The sequence below is a fragment of the Limnobacter sp. UBA7229 genome (assembly GCF_002473065.1).
GTDB lineage: Bacteria > Pseudomonadota > Gammaproteobacteria > Burkholderiales > Burkholderiaceae_B > Limnobacter > Limnobacter profundi.
Window position 1 is genome coordinate 64,318 of the sequence record NZ_DKTN01000010.1, and the last position, 15,922, is coordinate 80,239.

At 54.1% G+C, this 15,922-nt stretch carries 14 protein-coding genes; 6 read left to right on the forward strand and 8 right to left on the reverse strand.

The annotated features are described in order from the left end of the window. Window positions 1-119: 119 nt before the first annotated feature. The 6 genes from B4C79_RS04780 (at window position 120) to B4C79_RS04805 (ending at window position 6,849) form a co-directional block, all read left to right on the forward strand. Window positions 120-2,315 carry a TonB-dependent siderophore receptor gene (locus tag B4C79_RS04780; RefSeq protein WP_291751798.1) on the forward strand — a complete coding sequence of 732 codons (2,196 nt, stop codon included), beginning with the start codon at window positions 120-122 and terminating at the stop codon, window positions 2,313-2,315. Between the two features lie 114 nt (window positions 2,316-2,429). Continuing rightward, window positions 2,430-3,146 carry an energy transducer TonB gene (locus B4C79_RS04785; RefSeq protein ID WP_291751800.1) on the forward strand — a complete coding sequence of 239 codons (717 nt, stop codon included), beginning with the start codon at window positions 2,430-2,432 and terminating at the stop codon, window positions 3,144-3,146. 30 nt (window positions 3,147-3,176) lie between these two features. Continuing rightward, entirely contained in the window at window positions 3,177-3,896 is a 720-nt protein-coding gene (locus B4C79_RS04790) for a MotA/TolQ/ExbB proton channel family protein (protein WP_138517671.1), read from the forward strand. Window positions 3,897-3,899: 3 nt separating this feature from the next. Beyond that, on the forward strand, window positions 3,900-4,313 hold the full coding sequence (locus tag B4C79_RS04795) for an ExbD/TolR family protein (RefSeq protein ID WP_171098048.1): 414 nt from the start codon (window positions 3,900-3,902) through the stop codon (window positions 4,311-4,313). Window positions 4,314-4,408: 95 nt separating this feature from the next. Then, the gene (locus tag B4C79_RS04800; protein ID WP_171098046.1) at window positions 4,409-5,956 is read left to right on the forward strand and encodes a glucose-6-phosphate isomerase; all 1,548 of its coding nucleotides are present in this window, start codon (window positions 4,409-4,411) and stop codon (window positions 5,954-5,956) included. After that, window positions 5,953-6,849 (forward strand): SMP-30/gluconolactonase/LRE family protein, encoded by an 897-nt coding sequence (locus tag B4C79_RS04805; protein ID WP_291743249.1) that lies wholly within the window; start codon window positions 5,953-5,955, stop codon window positions 6,847-6,849. Before B4C79_RS04800 ends, B4C79_RS04805 begins: the two co-directional genes overlap by 4 nt. Here B4C79_RS04805 and B4C79_RS04810 read toward each other — a convergent pair. From B4C79_RS04810 to B4C79_RS04845, 8 genes are all read right to left on the reverse strand, one after another. Further along, window positions 6,837-7,691 carry a MurR/RpiR family transcriptional regulator gene (locus B4C79_RS04810; RefSeq protein WP_171098042.1) on the reverse strand — a complete coding sequence of 285 codons (855 nt, stop codon included), beginning with the start codon at window positions 7,689-7,691 and terminating at the stop codon, window positions 6,837-6,839. The genes B4C79_RS04805 and B4C79_RS04810 overlap by 13 nt on opposite strands. A gap of 42 nt (window positions 7,692-7,733) precedes the next feature. Next, window positions 7,734-9,368 carry an ATP-binding protein gene (locus B4C79_RS04815; RefSeq protein ID WP_291743246.1) on the reverse strand — a complete coding sequence of 545 codons (1,635 nt, stop codon included), beginning with the start codon at window positions 9,366-9,368 and terminating at the stop codon, window positions 7,734-7,736. A gap of 46 nt (window positions 9,369-9,414) precedes the next feature. Then, window positions 9,415-12,012: a DUF6351 family protein gene (locus B4C79_RS04820; RefSeq protein ID WP_291751803.1), complete on the reverse strand. Its 2,598-nt coding sequence runs from the start codon at window positions 12,010-12,012 to the stop codon at window positions 9,415-9,417. A 121-nt stretch (window positions 12,013-12,133) separates the two neighbouring features. After that, window positions 12,134-13,297 carry an ABC transporter ATP-binding protein gene (locus B4C79_RS04825; RefSeq protein ID WP_105028457.1) on the reverse strand — a complete coding sequence of 388 codons (1,164 nt, stop codon included), beginning with the start codon at window positions 13,295-13,297 and terminating at the stop codon, window positions 12,134-12,136. After that, a complete protein-coding gene (modB, locus tag B4C79_RS04830) occupies window positions 13,294-13,962 on the reverse strand; it encodes a molybdate ABC transporter permease subunit (RefSeq protein ID WP_341714677.1) in 669 nt (222 codons plus the stop codon). Before modB ends, B4C79_RS04825 begins: the two co-directional genes overlap by 4 nt. Beyond that, window positions 13,959-14,723, reverse strand: coding sequence for a molybdate ABC transporter substrate-binding protein (gene modA, locus B4C79_RS04835; protein ID WP_291739444.1), 765 nt, complete (start codon window positions 14,721-14,723; stop codon window positions 13,959-13,961). The genes modB and modA overlap by 4 nt, the downstream gene beginning before the upstream one ends. Before the next feature lie 24 nt (window positions 14,724-14,747). Next, entirely contained in the window at window positions 14,748-15,458 is a 711-nt protein-coding gene (gene arsH / locus B4C79_RS04840; RefSeq protein WP_171098034.1) for an arsenical resistance protein ArsH, read from the reverse strand. A 32-nt stretch (window positions 15,459-15,490) separates the two neighbouring features. Continuing rightward, entirely contained in the window at window positions 15,491-15,922 is a 432-nt protein-coding gene (locus tag B4C79_RS04845) for a YqaA family protein (protein ID WP_105028453.1), read from the reverse strand.

Below are 15,922 nucleotides of genomic sequence, written 5' to 3' on the forward strand. Positions count from 1 at the left end.
ATCTCCTTCTTCGCAACAGTTGGCATCCTCACCGGTAGGCCTTCCTCGCTCAGAAAGACCCTCCCGCACCAGCCAGCCGCCGCAAGCCAGTGCATCTTTTATTTCAAAGGATTGCTGTCATGAAAAAACGCGCGCTGGTCGTGGCGATTGGCGCAGCTGTAGGTTGTCACCCGGCTGCATGGTCACAAAGTACTCAACAAAATGAGGCGACTACACTTCAAGAAGTGCAGGTCACCGGGTTTGAGCGGGTTTACAAAGAACCGACCACCAACACAGCCTTGGGCTTTGAAGCCGACCCGATGAGCACACCGCTGACCACCATCAGCATTCCCATCGACATTCTGGAAGACCAGCAGGTTAACAACGTTGAAGATGCATTGCGCAACGTAGCCGGTGTCACCAAATTCAAACAGGGCAATGGTGGCGAGGAGAAATTCTCGATTCGCGGTTTCGATGCGTCCCAATCACTTTACAAAGACGGTGCACGCATCAACAACGTGTTCAACGCCACCAACATTGCCACCACAGAAACCGCCAATATTGAGCGCTACGACATCTTGAAAGGCCCTGCATCAATTTTGTATGGTCAGGGCGAACCAGGCGGTGTCATCAACTATGTCACCAAAAAACCAAAATTCACCGAGTACCGGGCCGCCGAAGTAATTGCGGGCAGCGACGACTATTACCGCGTAGAAGCCGATTTCACCGGACCACTGAGCGATACGTTTGCCTACCGACTCATTGTGTCGTCCGAGGACAGCGGTAGTCACCGTGACTTCACGGTCCGGGATCGACAGCTTGTGGCACCCTCGTTGACCTGGAAGCTGAGTCCACAAACACTGGTTACAGCGCAATACGAATACATCACCGACACTTACACCCAAGACCGTGGCCAGGTACTCGACGGCAACAATGCCACGGGCTATTCCTACAGCGGTCGCCTGAACGGCACCCAGTTCTATGGCATTCCCGGCTGGAACGAAAACACCGAAAGCGACTACAATCGATTCGCCTTGCTGGCCGAACACTTCTTTGACAATGGCTCGTCGGTCACTGCCAACTATTCACGCACCCGCGTCGACAAAACCCTGTTTGACTCCAGCCCGAGAGCACTTGGCCCCAATATGCAAGTGGTTGCAGACAATGGCGATGTGGCCATTCGTGCTTCGCAACAGGGTGGCCAGGGCGAAAGCGACAGCATGGTGCTGAAGTACCAGTGGCAACTCGATGGCGGCACATTGTTTGGGCAAACCATCGGCCACAAATTCCTGTTACAAGGCGACTATGAACGCATTGTAAACAACACCATTTCTGCATCGGGCACCCAAATTACTTACAACGTCAATACCGGGCAATACAGCGGCATTCCACCTGGGGGTGTGGTCGTTGGCCCATTCACCCAAGGCGGAAGCAGTGCGCGCCAACAAGGTTTGGTGATTCAAGACCTGATTTCAATTGGCGAGAAATGGAACCTGCTGGCCGGTTTGCGCAGCACCCAATTTGAAGATCGCCAGGCCAATGTGGACAGCGACGATGTATCCCCCCGATTCGGGCTGGTGTACAAGGCCACCAACACCTTGTCGTACTACGGCAGTTGGGCCAAAGGTTTTACCCCAACCACTGCCACAGGCTTTAACCCCGCAACGGGCAACGGCATTGGCGGTGCACCGCTGGACCCGGAACGCACCGAGCAGTATGAATTGGGTATCAAAAAACAGTTGTTGAACAAGCAGCTGGATATTACCGCCGCAATTTTTGATTTGCGCAAAACCGATGTGGCCGTTACCGACCCGGCGTCGTCTGGTTTGCCAGCAGGGGAACAATGGTCCACCAACCTGGGCGAAACCCAAACCCTGGGCTTTGACATTCAAGCAATCGGCAAGGTCAATGACTCTTTCCGCGTGGTTGCCGGTTACGCTTATCTGGACAACCAACTCGTGGCGGTTGATCCTTCTTTGGCTGGCCAGGAAGGCAATGCCCTGCCCGGCATTCCCGAACATTCTGGTAATTTGTTCGGCGTGTATGAAGTGCAGCGCGGCCAATACAAGGGCTTGGGGCTGGGGCTTGGCGTGTTTGCCCAAACCGGTTCGTTTGTATCTACAGAAAACCGGGCCAAATACGATGGCTGGGCGCAACTGGACGCCTTGGCGTATTACAAGGCGGACGGCTGGAAAGTGCAGCTGAACCTGAAAAATATCACCGATGAAGAGTACAACTTTGCACAGGCAGGCACCACCACCGACTCATTCGGTGCAGTGCGCGTGGGCACCAGCACACCAAGAACAGTCAATGTGAGCCTGTCGGTTGAATTTTAATCGTGAAGATCTGCTACACTCTTTTTGATATTAATTCTCATTCACAAAATTGGAGTGCATGAAAATTGCTTGCTGATTCAATAGTCAGCAAGCAAGATCGAAGCAATTGACTCAATGAACACAACGTTGAACACCATGTCCGTTCCAATGAGTGCTCCTTTGAGCAACAACACGCAAACAATCAGCAACACCGTCACCTTCGCAGGTGTGGTGCTGTTGCACGTGCTGGGTTTGGTTTGGGCGGCGCAACAACTCAGCATCAGCGAACCAGTTATTACGCCACCCAGCGTGGTGGGTGTATTGGTGGCGCCTGAACCAGAGCCTGCACCACCGCCACCCAAGCCTGTACCACCTCCGCCCAAGCCGGAACCAAAACCCGTGCCCACGCCAAAGCCTGTCGCCAAACCGACACCCAAGCCAACACCAAAGCCTGAGCCCGTGCGTGAAGTGGCGCAGGAACCGGTACAGCAAGCGGCCCCAACCCCACCCGCGCCGCCATCGCCGCCTGTTCAACAGGCCACGCCGGCACCCGAGGCACCAGCACCTGTAACGCCGCCACGCACGGACGCCGCGCACCTGAACAACCCGGCACCCCAATATCCAGCCTTGTCACGCAGGCTGGGTGAGCAGGGCCGGGTGATGCTGGATGTGTACATTCTTCCCGATGGCAGCGTGGGAGAAATCAAATTGAACCGGTCAAGCGGCTTTCCGCGACTGGACAACGCAGCCCTTCAGGCTGTGAAAACCTGGAAGTACGTGCCCGCCAAGCGTGGCGACAAACCAATTCCGTTTTGGTATGTACAACCGGTTTCTTTCGTATTGAATAACTGAGAACATTGAATTTAAGCGAGGTTTATTGAAATGGAAAACAACCCTTACGGTATGGCCGCCATGTGGGCCCAAGGTGACTGGGTCATCAAAAGCGTGGCACTGCTGCTGTTGATCATGTCGATTGCGTCCTGGTACGTCATCATCACCCGCAGCATTCGTCTGTATCGCCTGCGTAAAAATGTGGGCGCAGTCGACAAGTTCTGGCACACCCACAGCTTTGCAGAAGGTCTTCAGGTGCTGGGCAAAGACACCGGCAACCCGTTTCACCACATGGCGATCGAGGGCCAGGCGGCGGTGAACCATCACAGCACAAACAAAGACGACCTGCACGGGCAAATCAGCCTGGCCGACTGGCTCAGCGAAGCGCTGCGCGGCGCCATGGATGAAGCCGCTGAAAAGCTGCAATCTGGTCTGTCCATTTTGGCTTCCGTGGGTTCTACAGCCCCGTTTGTTGGCCTGTTCGGTACGGTGTGGGGCATTTACCATGCGCTGGTGGGCATTGGTGTTTCAGGCCAGGCCAGTATCGACAAAGTAGCCGGCCCGGTGGGCGAGGCCTTGATCATGACTGCATTTGGCCTGGCAGTGGCCATTCCGGCCGTGTTGGGCTACAACGCACTGACCCGCGCCAACAAAGGATTGCTGAGCAAGCTGAACCGATTTGCACGCCAGTTGCATGCCTATTTCCTGACCGGCTCACCCATGCAGAAAGACTCTGCAGTGCGCACCATGCCCTTGAAAAAGGAGGCGTAAGCCATGTCGTTCAATTCTTACGACGATCAGCAGGAAATGAGTGAAATCAACATGACGCCGCTGGTGGACGTGATGTTGGTGCTGCTGATTATTTTCATCATCACCGTGCCGGTGATTACGCATTCGGTGAAAGTTGATTTGCCGCAGGCCAGCCAGCAACCCACGGAGGTGAAACCCGATGTGGTCACACTCACCGTGCAACGCGACGGCAGCCTGATGTGGAACGATGAAACACTGACTTTTGAGAACCTGGAGCTTCGCTTGCAGGCTGTGGCGCAGCAAGAGAAACAGCCCGAGTTGCGAATTCAGGGCGACAAAGCGGTGGAGTATGAAAAAGTGGTGCAAGTCATGGCCGCTGCACAACGTGCAGGCGTCGAGAAACTGGGCTTCATGACTGAACCCCAAAGCACACCCTGATTCAAATTTGTGGGCAGAGTAAACACACTTTCTTGAAGTCATGCGAAACTGGGCGTTGAAGCGATTATTCAACGCCTTTTTTTATTGCCATATTCATGAACACATCTGCTTTGAACCCAGGTTATCTATCCCGCAGTCTTGGCCCTGTTCACATCAATCTGGATCGGCAGCTTTACAGCGCCAGCCATGTGTTGAACTTTGAAAAAACACAGGCACATCAACATTTGTCCACCTTCATTCAACGCATGTTCAGCGGTGAAGTGGTCAATGGCACAGAACACCGACCTGCCGGCCATTGGGCCTTGCGAGCAGCCTGCAACATGCAGGCCTACCATTCACCAGTTTCGCTGGTGGTGAATGGTCGCGATGAATTGGCGCTGACCAGGCAAGTGCAACAGCAAATGGAAACCTTTGTTGACCAGGTGCGCTCGGGCCGCTACACCACGCCCGACGGAGAACGCTACGACAGCGTGTTGCATTTGGGCATTGGTGGATCAGACCTCGGCCCCCGGCTGTTGAATGATGTGTTCAGCAAACTGGATTTGGGTGCAGCACCCGCACTGAACATTCGGTTTGCCGCCAATGTGGACTTCCATGAAATGAAAGCCGCGCTGGCCTCACTGAACCCGAAAACCACTTTGGTCGTGATTGCCAGCAAATCATTTTCAACCCGTGAAACCTTGCACAACGCACAGCATATTTTCAAGTGGCTGGATGCTGCGGGGCCAGCGTACCGCCCCAAGGCGCTGGTGGCCGCAACCTGCAAACCCAACAAAGCAATCGAGTTGGGCGTGGCAGCGGACCGGGTGTTTGAATTCAGTGAAACAGTGGGCGGTAGATATTCACTGTGGGGCCCCGTATCGATTGGTGTGCGCATGGTGCACGGCAACCCGGTGTTCAATGAACTGCTTGAAGGCGCCGCCTTGATGGACGGTCATGTATTGCAAAGCAAGGCCAGCCAGTGCATTCCCACACTTCTTGCGCTAAGCGACCTGTACAACCTGGAACACGGTGCCGCATCGCTGATGTTAAGCCCTTACGATTCCCGCCTGAGCCAGTTGGTGCCCTACCTTCAACAACTGTGGATGGAATCGCTGGGCAAAGGCGTGAACAACCAAGGCGAGTTGCTCGACAAGCCCGCCTGCCCGATTTTGTGGGGCGATGTGGGCACCAATGGGCAACATGCTTTTTTCCAGATGCTGCACCAAAGCAAAATTGCCAGTTCGGTTGAATTGATCGCAGTGGTACAACCCGACCATGATGAAGTCCAATCCCATCAAGTGTTGCTCTCGCATGCCTTGGCGCAGTCTGAAGCTTTCTCGGTGGGTCGCTTGAACTCACCCGAGGAGCTCAGCAACACAGCCACCAATTTCAAATCGTGTCCTGGGCACCGTCCGGTTCAAATGGTGTTTCTCGATTCGCTAACGCCCTACTCGCTTGGCGCACTGTTGTGCCTTTGGGAACACCGCACCGCAGCGCTGGCTGCCATGCAAAACATCAATCCCTTTGACCAGTGGGGCGTTGAATTGGGCAAGGGCATTGCAGAGCAACTGGAACACAGCGTGCCACCCGGCCACACCCCGGCAGAGAACCCGGTGACCGCACACCTGATCAACCATTTCCTGAAAAATTCAGCGCCATGATGAATTGGCAAGCCCTGCCACTGCCTGCCTGCAGCCTGGCCGAAAGCCCTCGGTATGCGCATGGTGGCTGGGCTTGGGTAGACATCAACACGCGTACCCTGTACCGCTTGAATCAAAGCGATGTGCTGAACACAGCATTGGACAACACCACGTTATTAAGCACCTTGCATTTGCCAGATGAAATAGGCTGTGTGTTGCCCACTGAGACTAAAAACACTTGGGTGGCACTGGGCAGACAAGGTGGCTGGCTGATTGAGGGCGACACCTGCACCCTGAAATTGAATGCTCCTTTCGATTCGAGCAAGCACCGCTTCAACGACGGCCGCGCCGACCAGGCGGGCCGAATCTGGATATCCACACTGGTTGATGCCCGCAGCCCGGCCACTGCCGCCCTGTATTGCATTGAGGCGGGACAAGCCAAGCTGAAGATAAACGATTTGATCGTGGGCAATGGCCTTGCCTTTTCGCCCCTGGGGGACTCGGTTTTTCTGAGCGACACACGGCACAAATGCATTTGGCGATTTGATTATTCGATCGAGACCGGTGAGTTGAGCAATCGGCAATTGATCAAGCAATACACAGAAGGCACTGCTCGACCGGATGGCGCTTGCTTTTCTGCCGATGGCAGCTACTGGGTTGCCATTCTGGAGGGCTACCGGCTGGACCGCTTTAGCGAGCACGGCGAATTCATTGAAAGCATTGAACTGCCCTTGGCCAAGCCCACCATGCCCTGCTTTGGCGGCGCACAGGGCAATGTGTTGCTGGTGTGCTCAGCCCAGGCTGATGAGAAGTTTCCCAACAAGCCAGGTTTCGAAAACACCAGCCTGATTGCCTGTGAAACAGGCTTCAAAGCGCTGTCAGAAAATTTCGCCAATCCGGCTTATTTGGTGTAACGGCTGTCGATCAGGTTCTTCTTCAAGCGTGCCATGTTTTTCTGAACTGAATCGCCCAGTTGCAAGGCCACTTGCGTGGCCAGTACATCCACCACGCACAGGTGCAACAAACGCGACACCATGGGGCTGTACTGCTCATAGTACTCACCGTGGTCGGCTGGAATATGCACCTGCACTGCCTGTGCCAAAGGCGAACCCGACGCCGTAATTGCAATGGTACTTGCACCGGCTGCACGTGCAATTTGCGTGGCGTCGAGCAAATCCTGACTGCGGCCCGAATTTGAAATAATGATGAGGCAATCGCCCTTGTTCAACATGGATGCAGCCATAATTTGCAAATGCCCATCGGAGTAGGCATGCGCAGTGCAACCCATTCTAAAAAACTTGTGCTCGGCATCCAGCGCCACAAAGCCTGAATTGCCCACCCCATAGAAAACAAGCCGGCCTTTTTTGGCAATTGTTTTTGCAAGCAGTTGCGTGGCTTTGTCGATGGGTTTGGCTGGGGCTGTGTTTCGAAAAGTGCGCAGAGTGTGAATGGCATTGTCGAGTACTTTTTGAATCAGGGTTTCACCGCTGTCGCCAGCTTTCACCGACTGGTGAATGAACGGCACACCTGCATTCAAACTGGCGGCCAGTTTCAACTTGAAGTCACTTAAGCCTTCGTAACCCAGCGAGCGGCAAAACCGCACCACCGACGGGCTGCTGACACCCGCACGTTTGGCCAGTTCAGTCACAGGCATTTTTTGAAAACCACTGGGGTCTTTCAACACCAACTGTGCCACTGCCTGTTCAGCACTGGAAAACTGGTCCAGTTCCATGCGGATTCGATCAAGTAAATTCATGCACACGCCGGGTTAAACCCGAAGTAATAAAATTACATTGTACTAGCGAATCACACCACGCGCCTTGAAGTATTGAATCAATACATTGGGCTCAAAGGGTTTGGAATAAAAGGCATCAATGCCTGCTGCCATGGCACGTGCATATTCAGCCAAACGCGAACCCGCAGTCACCGCCACAATTGGAATTTTTACATACTCAACCATGTCCCGAATGTGGCGCGTTGCGCTGAAACCATCCATCACGGGCATGTGCAAGTCCATCAGGATTGCGGCAATGTCCACGCTTTTGTCCTGAAGCATTTCAACGGCCACTTGACCATTGCCAGCCACCACCACATGGGCACCCAGTTTGCGAAGTCGAATGGCATTGATTTTCGCCACAGTGGGGTCGTCTTCCACCAGCAAAAGCCGCAAATTACTCAAAGGCAAATCGCCCCCTGCACTGTCGGCAGAGACCGCTTGTGCACTGGCCCGGCCCATCAACTTAAGTGGCAGTTGAATACTGCTGCATGTGCCTTCGCCCTGCCGGCTTGTCAATGAGAACTGCCCGCCCATCATTTCAAGATATTTGTGAGTAAGGTAAAAACCCACCCCCATGCCACCGCCCCCACGGGTGCGGCGCACCGATTGATTGGCAAATGGCTGGCCAATCGATTGAATCAGTGAATCGGACATACCAATTCCATCGTCACTGACCTCAAAATAAAGCTCAGCACAAGGCTCGGCCTTGAATGCAATGTGCACCTTGATCTGGTGGGCATCAGAAAACTTCATGGCATTGTCGATCAAACCATGCATCATTCGACCAATGCGTATTTTGTCGCCCAGCACCAAAGGGTCAAAATCGAATTCCTCACGCAATTGCAGCAAGTGGATTTGACCGGGGTGCGCACGCTGCACCAATCTCAAGCGGTCCAGCCAAAGCGCGCGCAAGTCAAATTCCTCTTCTTCCAGTTGCAACTCGCCCAACATACTATCGGCGTAATCCATCAGCATTTTTACGCTGCGGGTGACATCAATATTGGCTTTGTCCAGGTCTTGAAACAACTCAGCCTGGTCCTCATCCAGTTGTGTGGCCGACAGCTGGTTCAACATTTCAAGAGAATTGTTCAAAGGGGTGCGCAGCTCGTGGCTGACCACATTCAAAAAGTGGTTCTGCTGGCGCACCACTTGCATCAATTCTTTGGTTTTGTGACGCAGGCGCTCGTTGCCATGCTTGAGTTCATTCAGCAACCTGGCTTTGTCAGTCACGTCCACAACGGCCAGAATTACCACAGGCCTTGCACCTTCTCGATTCACGTTCAAACCAATTTGCACGGAAATTTCATGGCCCGCTTTGTGATGGGCGGGGAAGTATTTTTGCCCGGTGCCCTGCCCCATCATGCGCCCCTTGGACGACTGCATGAATTCCTGAAACAGGCTGGAATGCCCCCTTCTCAACTCAGGCGGCAACAGCTTTTCAAAGGGCTGATCCAGCAACTCGGCCACGGAGTAACCGAAGATATCGGCGCAATATGAATTCAGGGAGAGAATTCGCCCGGCATGATCAACCTGCATCAAGCCAACGGGGCTGTGCTCCAACACGTCGGGAGTTATTTTTTCAGAGTTCAAGGGGAACGGATTCACTGGATTTAACACCCCCAGTGTGCCCGATCCGGAAAAAAAAGAAGGAGGCATTACCGTGGTAAAGCCCCCTCTGTTCGTTCAATTGATAAATGATTAATTACTGTGAATTAACATTCCTAAAAGCAGATGCTGACCAACCCTGCCTTGAATTGGCGGGCTTGACTGGCAAGGGTGTTCCTCCGATCAACTTCTCGGTGGCAGTGCCATAACGCAACCAGGTTTGCGTTGCCTGCGTGCCCACACCAGGCTTGCTGTAGTCGCACACGCCTTGTGGGAAAATTTCCTTCACCTGGGCTACAAAAGCGGCTGAATCAGTAATTGAAACTGCACCCGCATAATCGGCTGCATCCACCGGTTTCAGTACACATTTGTTGGTCAAGGTACGAATGTCGTCACCCGCCACTGTGCGCGGCGTGCCAAAACGGGTTTGCACCAACACGTGTTGCAACTCCGCAATGGGGCCGGTGAGTTGGCCCGACATGCCCGTGGGGTCAAAAGCCGAGAAGTCCAGACCACACACCTGATTGCTGAGTTGATCAAAAATTTGACCCGCCTCTGGGGGTGGCTTTGGAATACTGCTCGAGTTGGCCATGGGCAACACCGGGTCCGGATAAAGCAGGTTGCCGCTCATGGGGACAAAGGGACCATCGTCAGCATAAATGCTTTGCGCTGACAAACATTTGTCGCGGGCTGCACGCGGTTTGTTGGCCACCACTTTTTCAGGCAAAGGTTTGTTGCTTTCATCGGCCTCAATCTGGCTCAACCAGCGGTCCATCACCAGCAAGGCTTCGGTGCTGTAGGTAGAATCACCCGCCAACACCAATTGCCCAAACCAGATCACATGGTTGTCAAAGTGCCCCTGTGTGGCATTCAGGCGGGCGCGCATTTGCCAGCTGTGGAAGGCATCGTGTGCAATGCCGGGATCGGGGCCCCGCAAGTCAATAATCGGAATATTGCTGAGGTGTTCGGCCGTGTTCACCGCGCCTGTTTTGTAGGAATTGGCCAAAGCCAAGGGGTCAGCCACTGTGCGGTTAGCCACGCGTTGAATGTCCACATCAAAACCACCAATGTTGCGGTTCAAATCCAGGAACTGATTGGCGGTAATGGTGCCTTGCTTCAAAGCACCCAGGCCATATTGAACGCCCACGTTGTCCAGCGGAATACCACCAAAACCTCGACCAATCTTTTTCTCGTTGGCACTCCATACATCTGGCGTTCTAAAGCCAAACTGCGTGCTCATGTAATCGATCAAACCACAGCGCAAACCACCCGGATTATTCACAGGGTCATAGGGCATGGCCGCGCCATTCAAGCCACGGCAATTTTGTGCGTATGGGTAGGCTTTGGGGAAAAAGGCGTTGTCAGACAGCACCGGGTTAACAGGCAAATGGCCGTAAACCGGGCTCCATTGCACATAGGGCAAAAAGTTTTGATTGAAGTTGGGAAACTGATTGGCATTTTCTGCTTCATTCACACCTGGGTAGCGATTGCCAAAGTAAGAATTCAACAAGTTGTAATCAGCAAACTGCGTGGCTGTGGTCCACACATCGGGGTACGAACACTGCACGATGATGCCTTGGTAAATACCAGGGTAGGCATTGGCAATGTGTTGCTGGGCAATGGCTCCACCCGAGCAACCTGTGCCCATGGTGTAACGAATTTCGCCATACTGCTCAACAATCCGTTCCTTCACCATCATCAACGATTCAGCGGCAGTCACCAAATTCACGTTGTGACCCAAATTGGCCAGGGCCGTGGAAGTGGCAATAAAGCCGCGCCCCAAAGCCACAGTAATGCTGTCACCGAGCAAAAACTCGGCGCCGTCCGGTGCTGTACCCGAAATGTCGCCATTGGGCGGGTTGCCTGGGCCATAGGTGACGCCCACATTGCCACCATGGTGAATCAGTACTTTGCCATTCCACTGTGGTTGAGGCTTCCACGGTTGCCAATCCTCGGCCGGGTTGAACAGTGTGCGGATTTGATAACGGTCGCGGTTTTGCACACCCCGTTCGGTGCGGACTATAAAGGGCACAGTCACACCGTTGTCGGTTGTGGTCGTTGCAATTTCACTGGCGGGCGGCGGGTTTTCAGGATCGTAAGGCAAGAAGGTGGGTGCAAATTCCTGTTCCTGGAAATTCGAATTGGTGAGTACGTGTTGCAGCTTGTTGGCGGGCAGATATGAAAAACTGAACACGGCCGGCTGATTGCACTGGGCATCCATGGTGCCCTCGTTGGTGCAGGTCCACGGTTGCACTTGCGGCCCGGAGAACACCGGCCCACCGTTGGGGTGGTTGGTGATGGTGGTCACAATTCGGCCTGTGTTTTTCAACACTGCCATGATGCGGTTTTCACCCAAGGCCAAGCCCTGAATGCGACCCATGTAACGGCCATTTTCGCGCAGCGCAAACTGGTCGCTTACATCCACGGAGCCCAGCATCACTTTCACATTCTGCAAATTGGCAGGGTCTTCGGCCGTAATTTCAACCAGGGCATTGCCGTCGCTGATCAGGTCGGCTCGATTGGACAAAACGCGAATGCCATCCCCCGGCTCCAGTTCGACTGGTGTTTCTTCGTTGGGGTTGGTGACCGTGGGGCCATCACCCCCAGCCAGAATGCTGGAATCATTGCCACCCAGGCAACCGGCAAGAAGCGCAAGCGTGCTGAGCGCCAGCGCGGACTGAAGTGTTTTGCTCATTTTGTATTGTAAGTTTGAATTGTCTCCAAACCTTCATACTTCAAGCCAACACTTTCAGATTCACCTTGTAAATCAGTTACTTACTTTATTTCGCACTTTACCTAATCACAGTTGCAGTTTATTACTGTCGGTGTTTTTTCGGCATGATGTGGATTAATCCCAAATCCATTTCCACCACACAGGGCTCGCCCTTTTTCAGGCCCAAACGCTGCGCCCCCGACACAGCCATCTTCAGCGTCTCGAACGGCGCCACATCCAAGGCCAAATCGATCAAGCTGAGTTCACCCAGGTCACGGTGCGCTTGAACATGCACAGGCAACACCACAAAACCCTCTCGCTGCAAATTGTATGCTGCCGGCTTCAAGGCCAGGCCGTCGGCATGCACCACCCAGTTCACCGGGAAACCAGGCGGAATCTTGCCTTTGTCTTTCACCCGAAGCTGATAGCTGTTGGAAAGAGTTGCCTGCTGGGTATCCAGCGCACGGGTCCATTGCAAATGCCCCACGCCGGCTTCCTGGCCAGGCCCAAGCCATGCCCCGTGAAACCGGTTTTGAATGCCCACCAGGTCAGCCACCCTGGAATTGCGGGGTCTTCGGTGCACATCAAAGGCTGGGCCCTCCTGTAGCACCTGACCTTGGTCCAGCACCACCAGTTTGTCGCACAGCATACGGGCTTCATTCAGGTCGTGTGTTACAAGCACAATTGGAATATTCAGATCAGCCCGCAGTTCGGCCAACAAGCGGTAAAGGCCTTCACGGTTCATTTGATCCACCGCAGAAAAAGGCTCATCCAGCAACAACAACTGGGGCTGACGCGCCAGGGCGCGGGCCAGCGCGACGCGTTGCTGTTGCCCGCCCGACAATTGTGCTGGTTTGCGCATGGCTTCATCGGAAGTCAGGCGCACGCGCTTGAGCCACTGCACCGCTTCAATAATTTGTTCACCCTTGGGCAAGTGTTGCAAGGCCAGCGCCACGTTGGCAGCAGCGCTTAGGTGAGGCATCAGGGCGTAATTTTGAAAGACCAAACCTACCCGACGCTGCTGGGGTGTTTGGAAAACACCCTTCTGCGTGTCGAGCCACACCTGCCCGCCCACTTCGATGCGACCACTCGCTGGTTTCATCAAGCCCGCCAGTACACGCAATATGGACGATTTGCCCGCCCCCGATGGCCCCACCAAGGCGAGCAATTGCCCGGCCTCGCAAGAAAAATTTGCGCGCAGGGGCATGGGTTTTTGCTGCTCGATGTCGACCAGCAATTCACTTGGCCTGTTCGTAGTGACGCTCATGGCTTGCGCCTTTTTCGGCCAGACAACAACAGCGAAGTGGCCACCGCCACCAGCGAGAACATCAACAGGGCCAGCGACATGGTGTTGGCAGCATTCAAGTCAAAACTTTGCACGCTGTCGTAAATTGAAATGGCCAAGGTTCGGGTTTCACCAGGAATGCTGCCGCCTATCATCAGCACCACACCAAACTCGCCCAAGGTATGTACAAAGGTCAGCACCATGGCTGACAAAATACCGGGCCAGGCCAAAGGCAATTCCACCTTGGTGAAAACGGCCCAGGTGCTTAAACCACTCACCTGTGCAGCCTCGTTCAAGTTGTGGGGAATGGATTCGAATGCGCGCTGAATGGGTTGCAGCATGAAAGGAATATTGAACAACACGGAAGCGAGCAACAGGCCAGCAAAATTGAAAGTGAGCGAAATGCCCCAGGTGTTTTGAAGCCACTGCCCCACAGGCGAACCACCCCCCACCGCCAACAACAGGTAGTAACCCATCACCGTGGGTGGCAGCACCAGAGGCAGCAAAATGGCAGCCTCAATCCATGTGCGCCCTTTGAACGGAGTGCGCGCCAACCAGCGCCCAGCCAGCAAACCCACCGGCAACAACACCAACAAGGTACCCAGTGCCAATTGAATGGACAGCGAAAACGCAGACCAATCCATCATCGCCCAAGTACCTCGTCATAGCCGTATTTCTTGAGCACCGCGCGAGCAGGTGCCGTGTTCATGAAATCCGCAAATGCCTTTGCAGCCGGGTTATCGGGGCGAATCAATACCATGCCTTGCACCAAGGGTTGATGCCATTCACGGGGCACAAGGGCATATTGGGTGCGTACGGCCAACTCGGGTGCAAGGGCTAGCGACAACGCCACCAGCCCGGCCTGTGCTGCACCTGATGCCACGAACTGCGTAGCCTGCCCTATGTTTTCACCCATCACCAAGCGTGGCTTTACCTTTGCCCACAAATCAGCATTCATCAGCGCTTCTTGCGCACGCATGCCATAAGGTGCCACGGTGGGGTTGGCAATGGCCAGCTTGCTCAAGCGACCGTCCTTCAGCGCAGCGGCCAGGTCTGCCAAAGAGCCATCGGGTTTCAAACGAGTTTTACGCGGCAGCAACAACACCAAACGCCCCTCAGAATAGGGCAATACCGGCGATGCAGCCAGTTTTTCATCCACCAGCTTGTGGGGAAAAACCATGTCGGCAGACAAAAACACATCAAACGGCGCGCCCTGTTTAATCTGGCTATAAAAGTTGCCCGACGAACCATACGCCACCTTCAAGCTGTGCCCGGTGGCTTTGGTAAATTGGGGGGAAATTTCGTCCAGCGCGTAGCGCAAAGTGGCTGCAGCGGCAACTGTAGCGCTGCCTGCATGGGCTGCGCCCAGGCTGATCAGTAAAACAAAACAGGTCAATGTTTTCAACACAGTGTTTCGCCTACCTATTCAAAATTAAATGCTGCGCTGGTTCACACGTTTGGACAACTCCTCCGCAGACTCTACACGCTCGGAATAGCGATCAACCAGGTATTGCGCATGCCCGCGCGTCAGCAAGGTGAATTTCATGAGCTCTTCCATCACATCCACCAAGCGGTTGTAATACGGCGAGGGCTTCATGCGGTTGTTCTCATCAAACTCCATGAATGCTTTGGCAATCGAAGATTGATTGGGAATGGTGATCATGCGCATCCATCGGCCCAACACGCGCAACTGGTTCACCACATTAAACGATTGCGAACCACCGCACACCTGCATCACAGCCAGGGTTTTGCCCTGTGTGGGCCGCTTGGCGCCACCAGTCAGGGGCAACCAGTCGATTTGTGTTTTCATCACGCCTGTCATGGCACCGTGGCGCTCGGGCGAGCTCCACACCTGGCCCTCCGACCAATCTGCCAACTCACGAAGTTCTTGCACTTTGGGGTGTTGCTCATTCGCCTCATCCACCAAAGGCAAACCTTCCGGGTTAAAAAACCGAACCTCTGCCCCCATCAAGGTTAGCAAGCGCCCAGCTTCCTCGGCTGCCAAACGGCTGAATGAACGCGCACGCAGCGAGCCATACAAAATCAGAATCCGTGGCGGGTGCAACAAGCTGTCGCCCAGCAGGTCACGATCAGGCTGCTTGAAACAGTTGGCATCCAGGTTGGGCAAATCACTCGGGTTCATGACAACACCATTTCCTTCTTGTTTGAATTTGATTAAAACCAGGCCACCGACATTTCAGAAAAATAAATCACCGCCACATAACGCAATGTTTTTCCAATACCGACGAGCACAATAAACAGCCACAGGTTCACTCGCATAATACCGGCGACCAGCGTCAACGGGTCACCTCCAACGGGCATCCAGGCCAACAATAAACTCCAAACCCCATAGCGCTGAAACCAGGCCTGCATTTTCTCGATTTGCTCAGGCTTGAAGTAAAACCATTTTTTGTGCTGGAAGTGCAAAAGGTAACGCCCAAGCACCCAGTTCACCACCGAACCCAGGGTATTGCCCACTGCGGCCACGGCCAGCAACAAACCAGCGGGTTCACCAGCGCGAATCATGGCAAACAGAACCACTTCGGAATAAAAGGGCAAAATGGTGGCCGCCAAAAAAGCAGAGGCAAACAGCAAAAGATACGACAT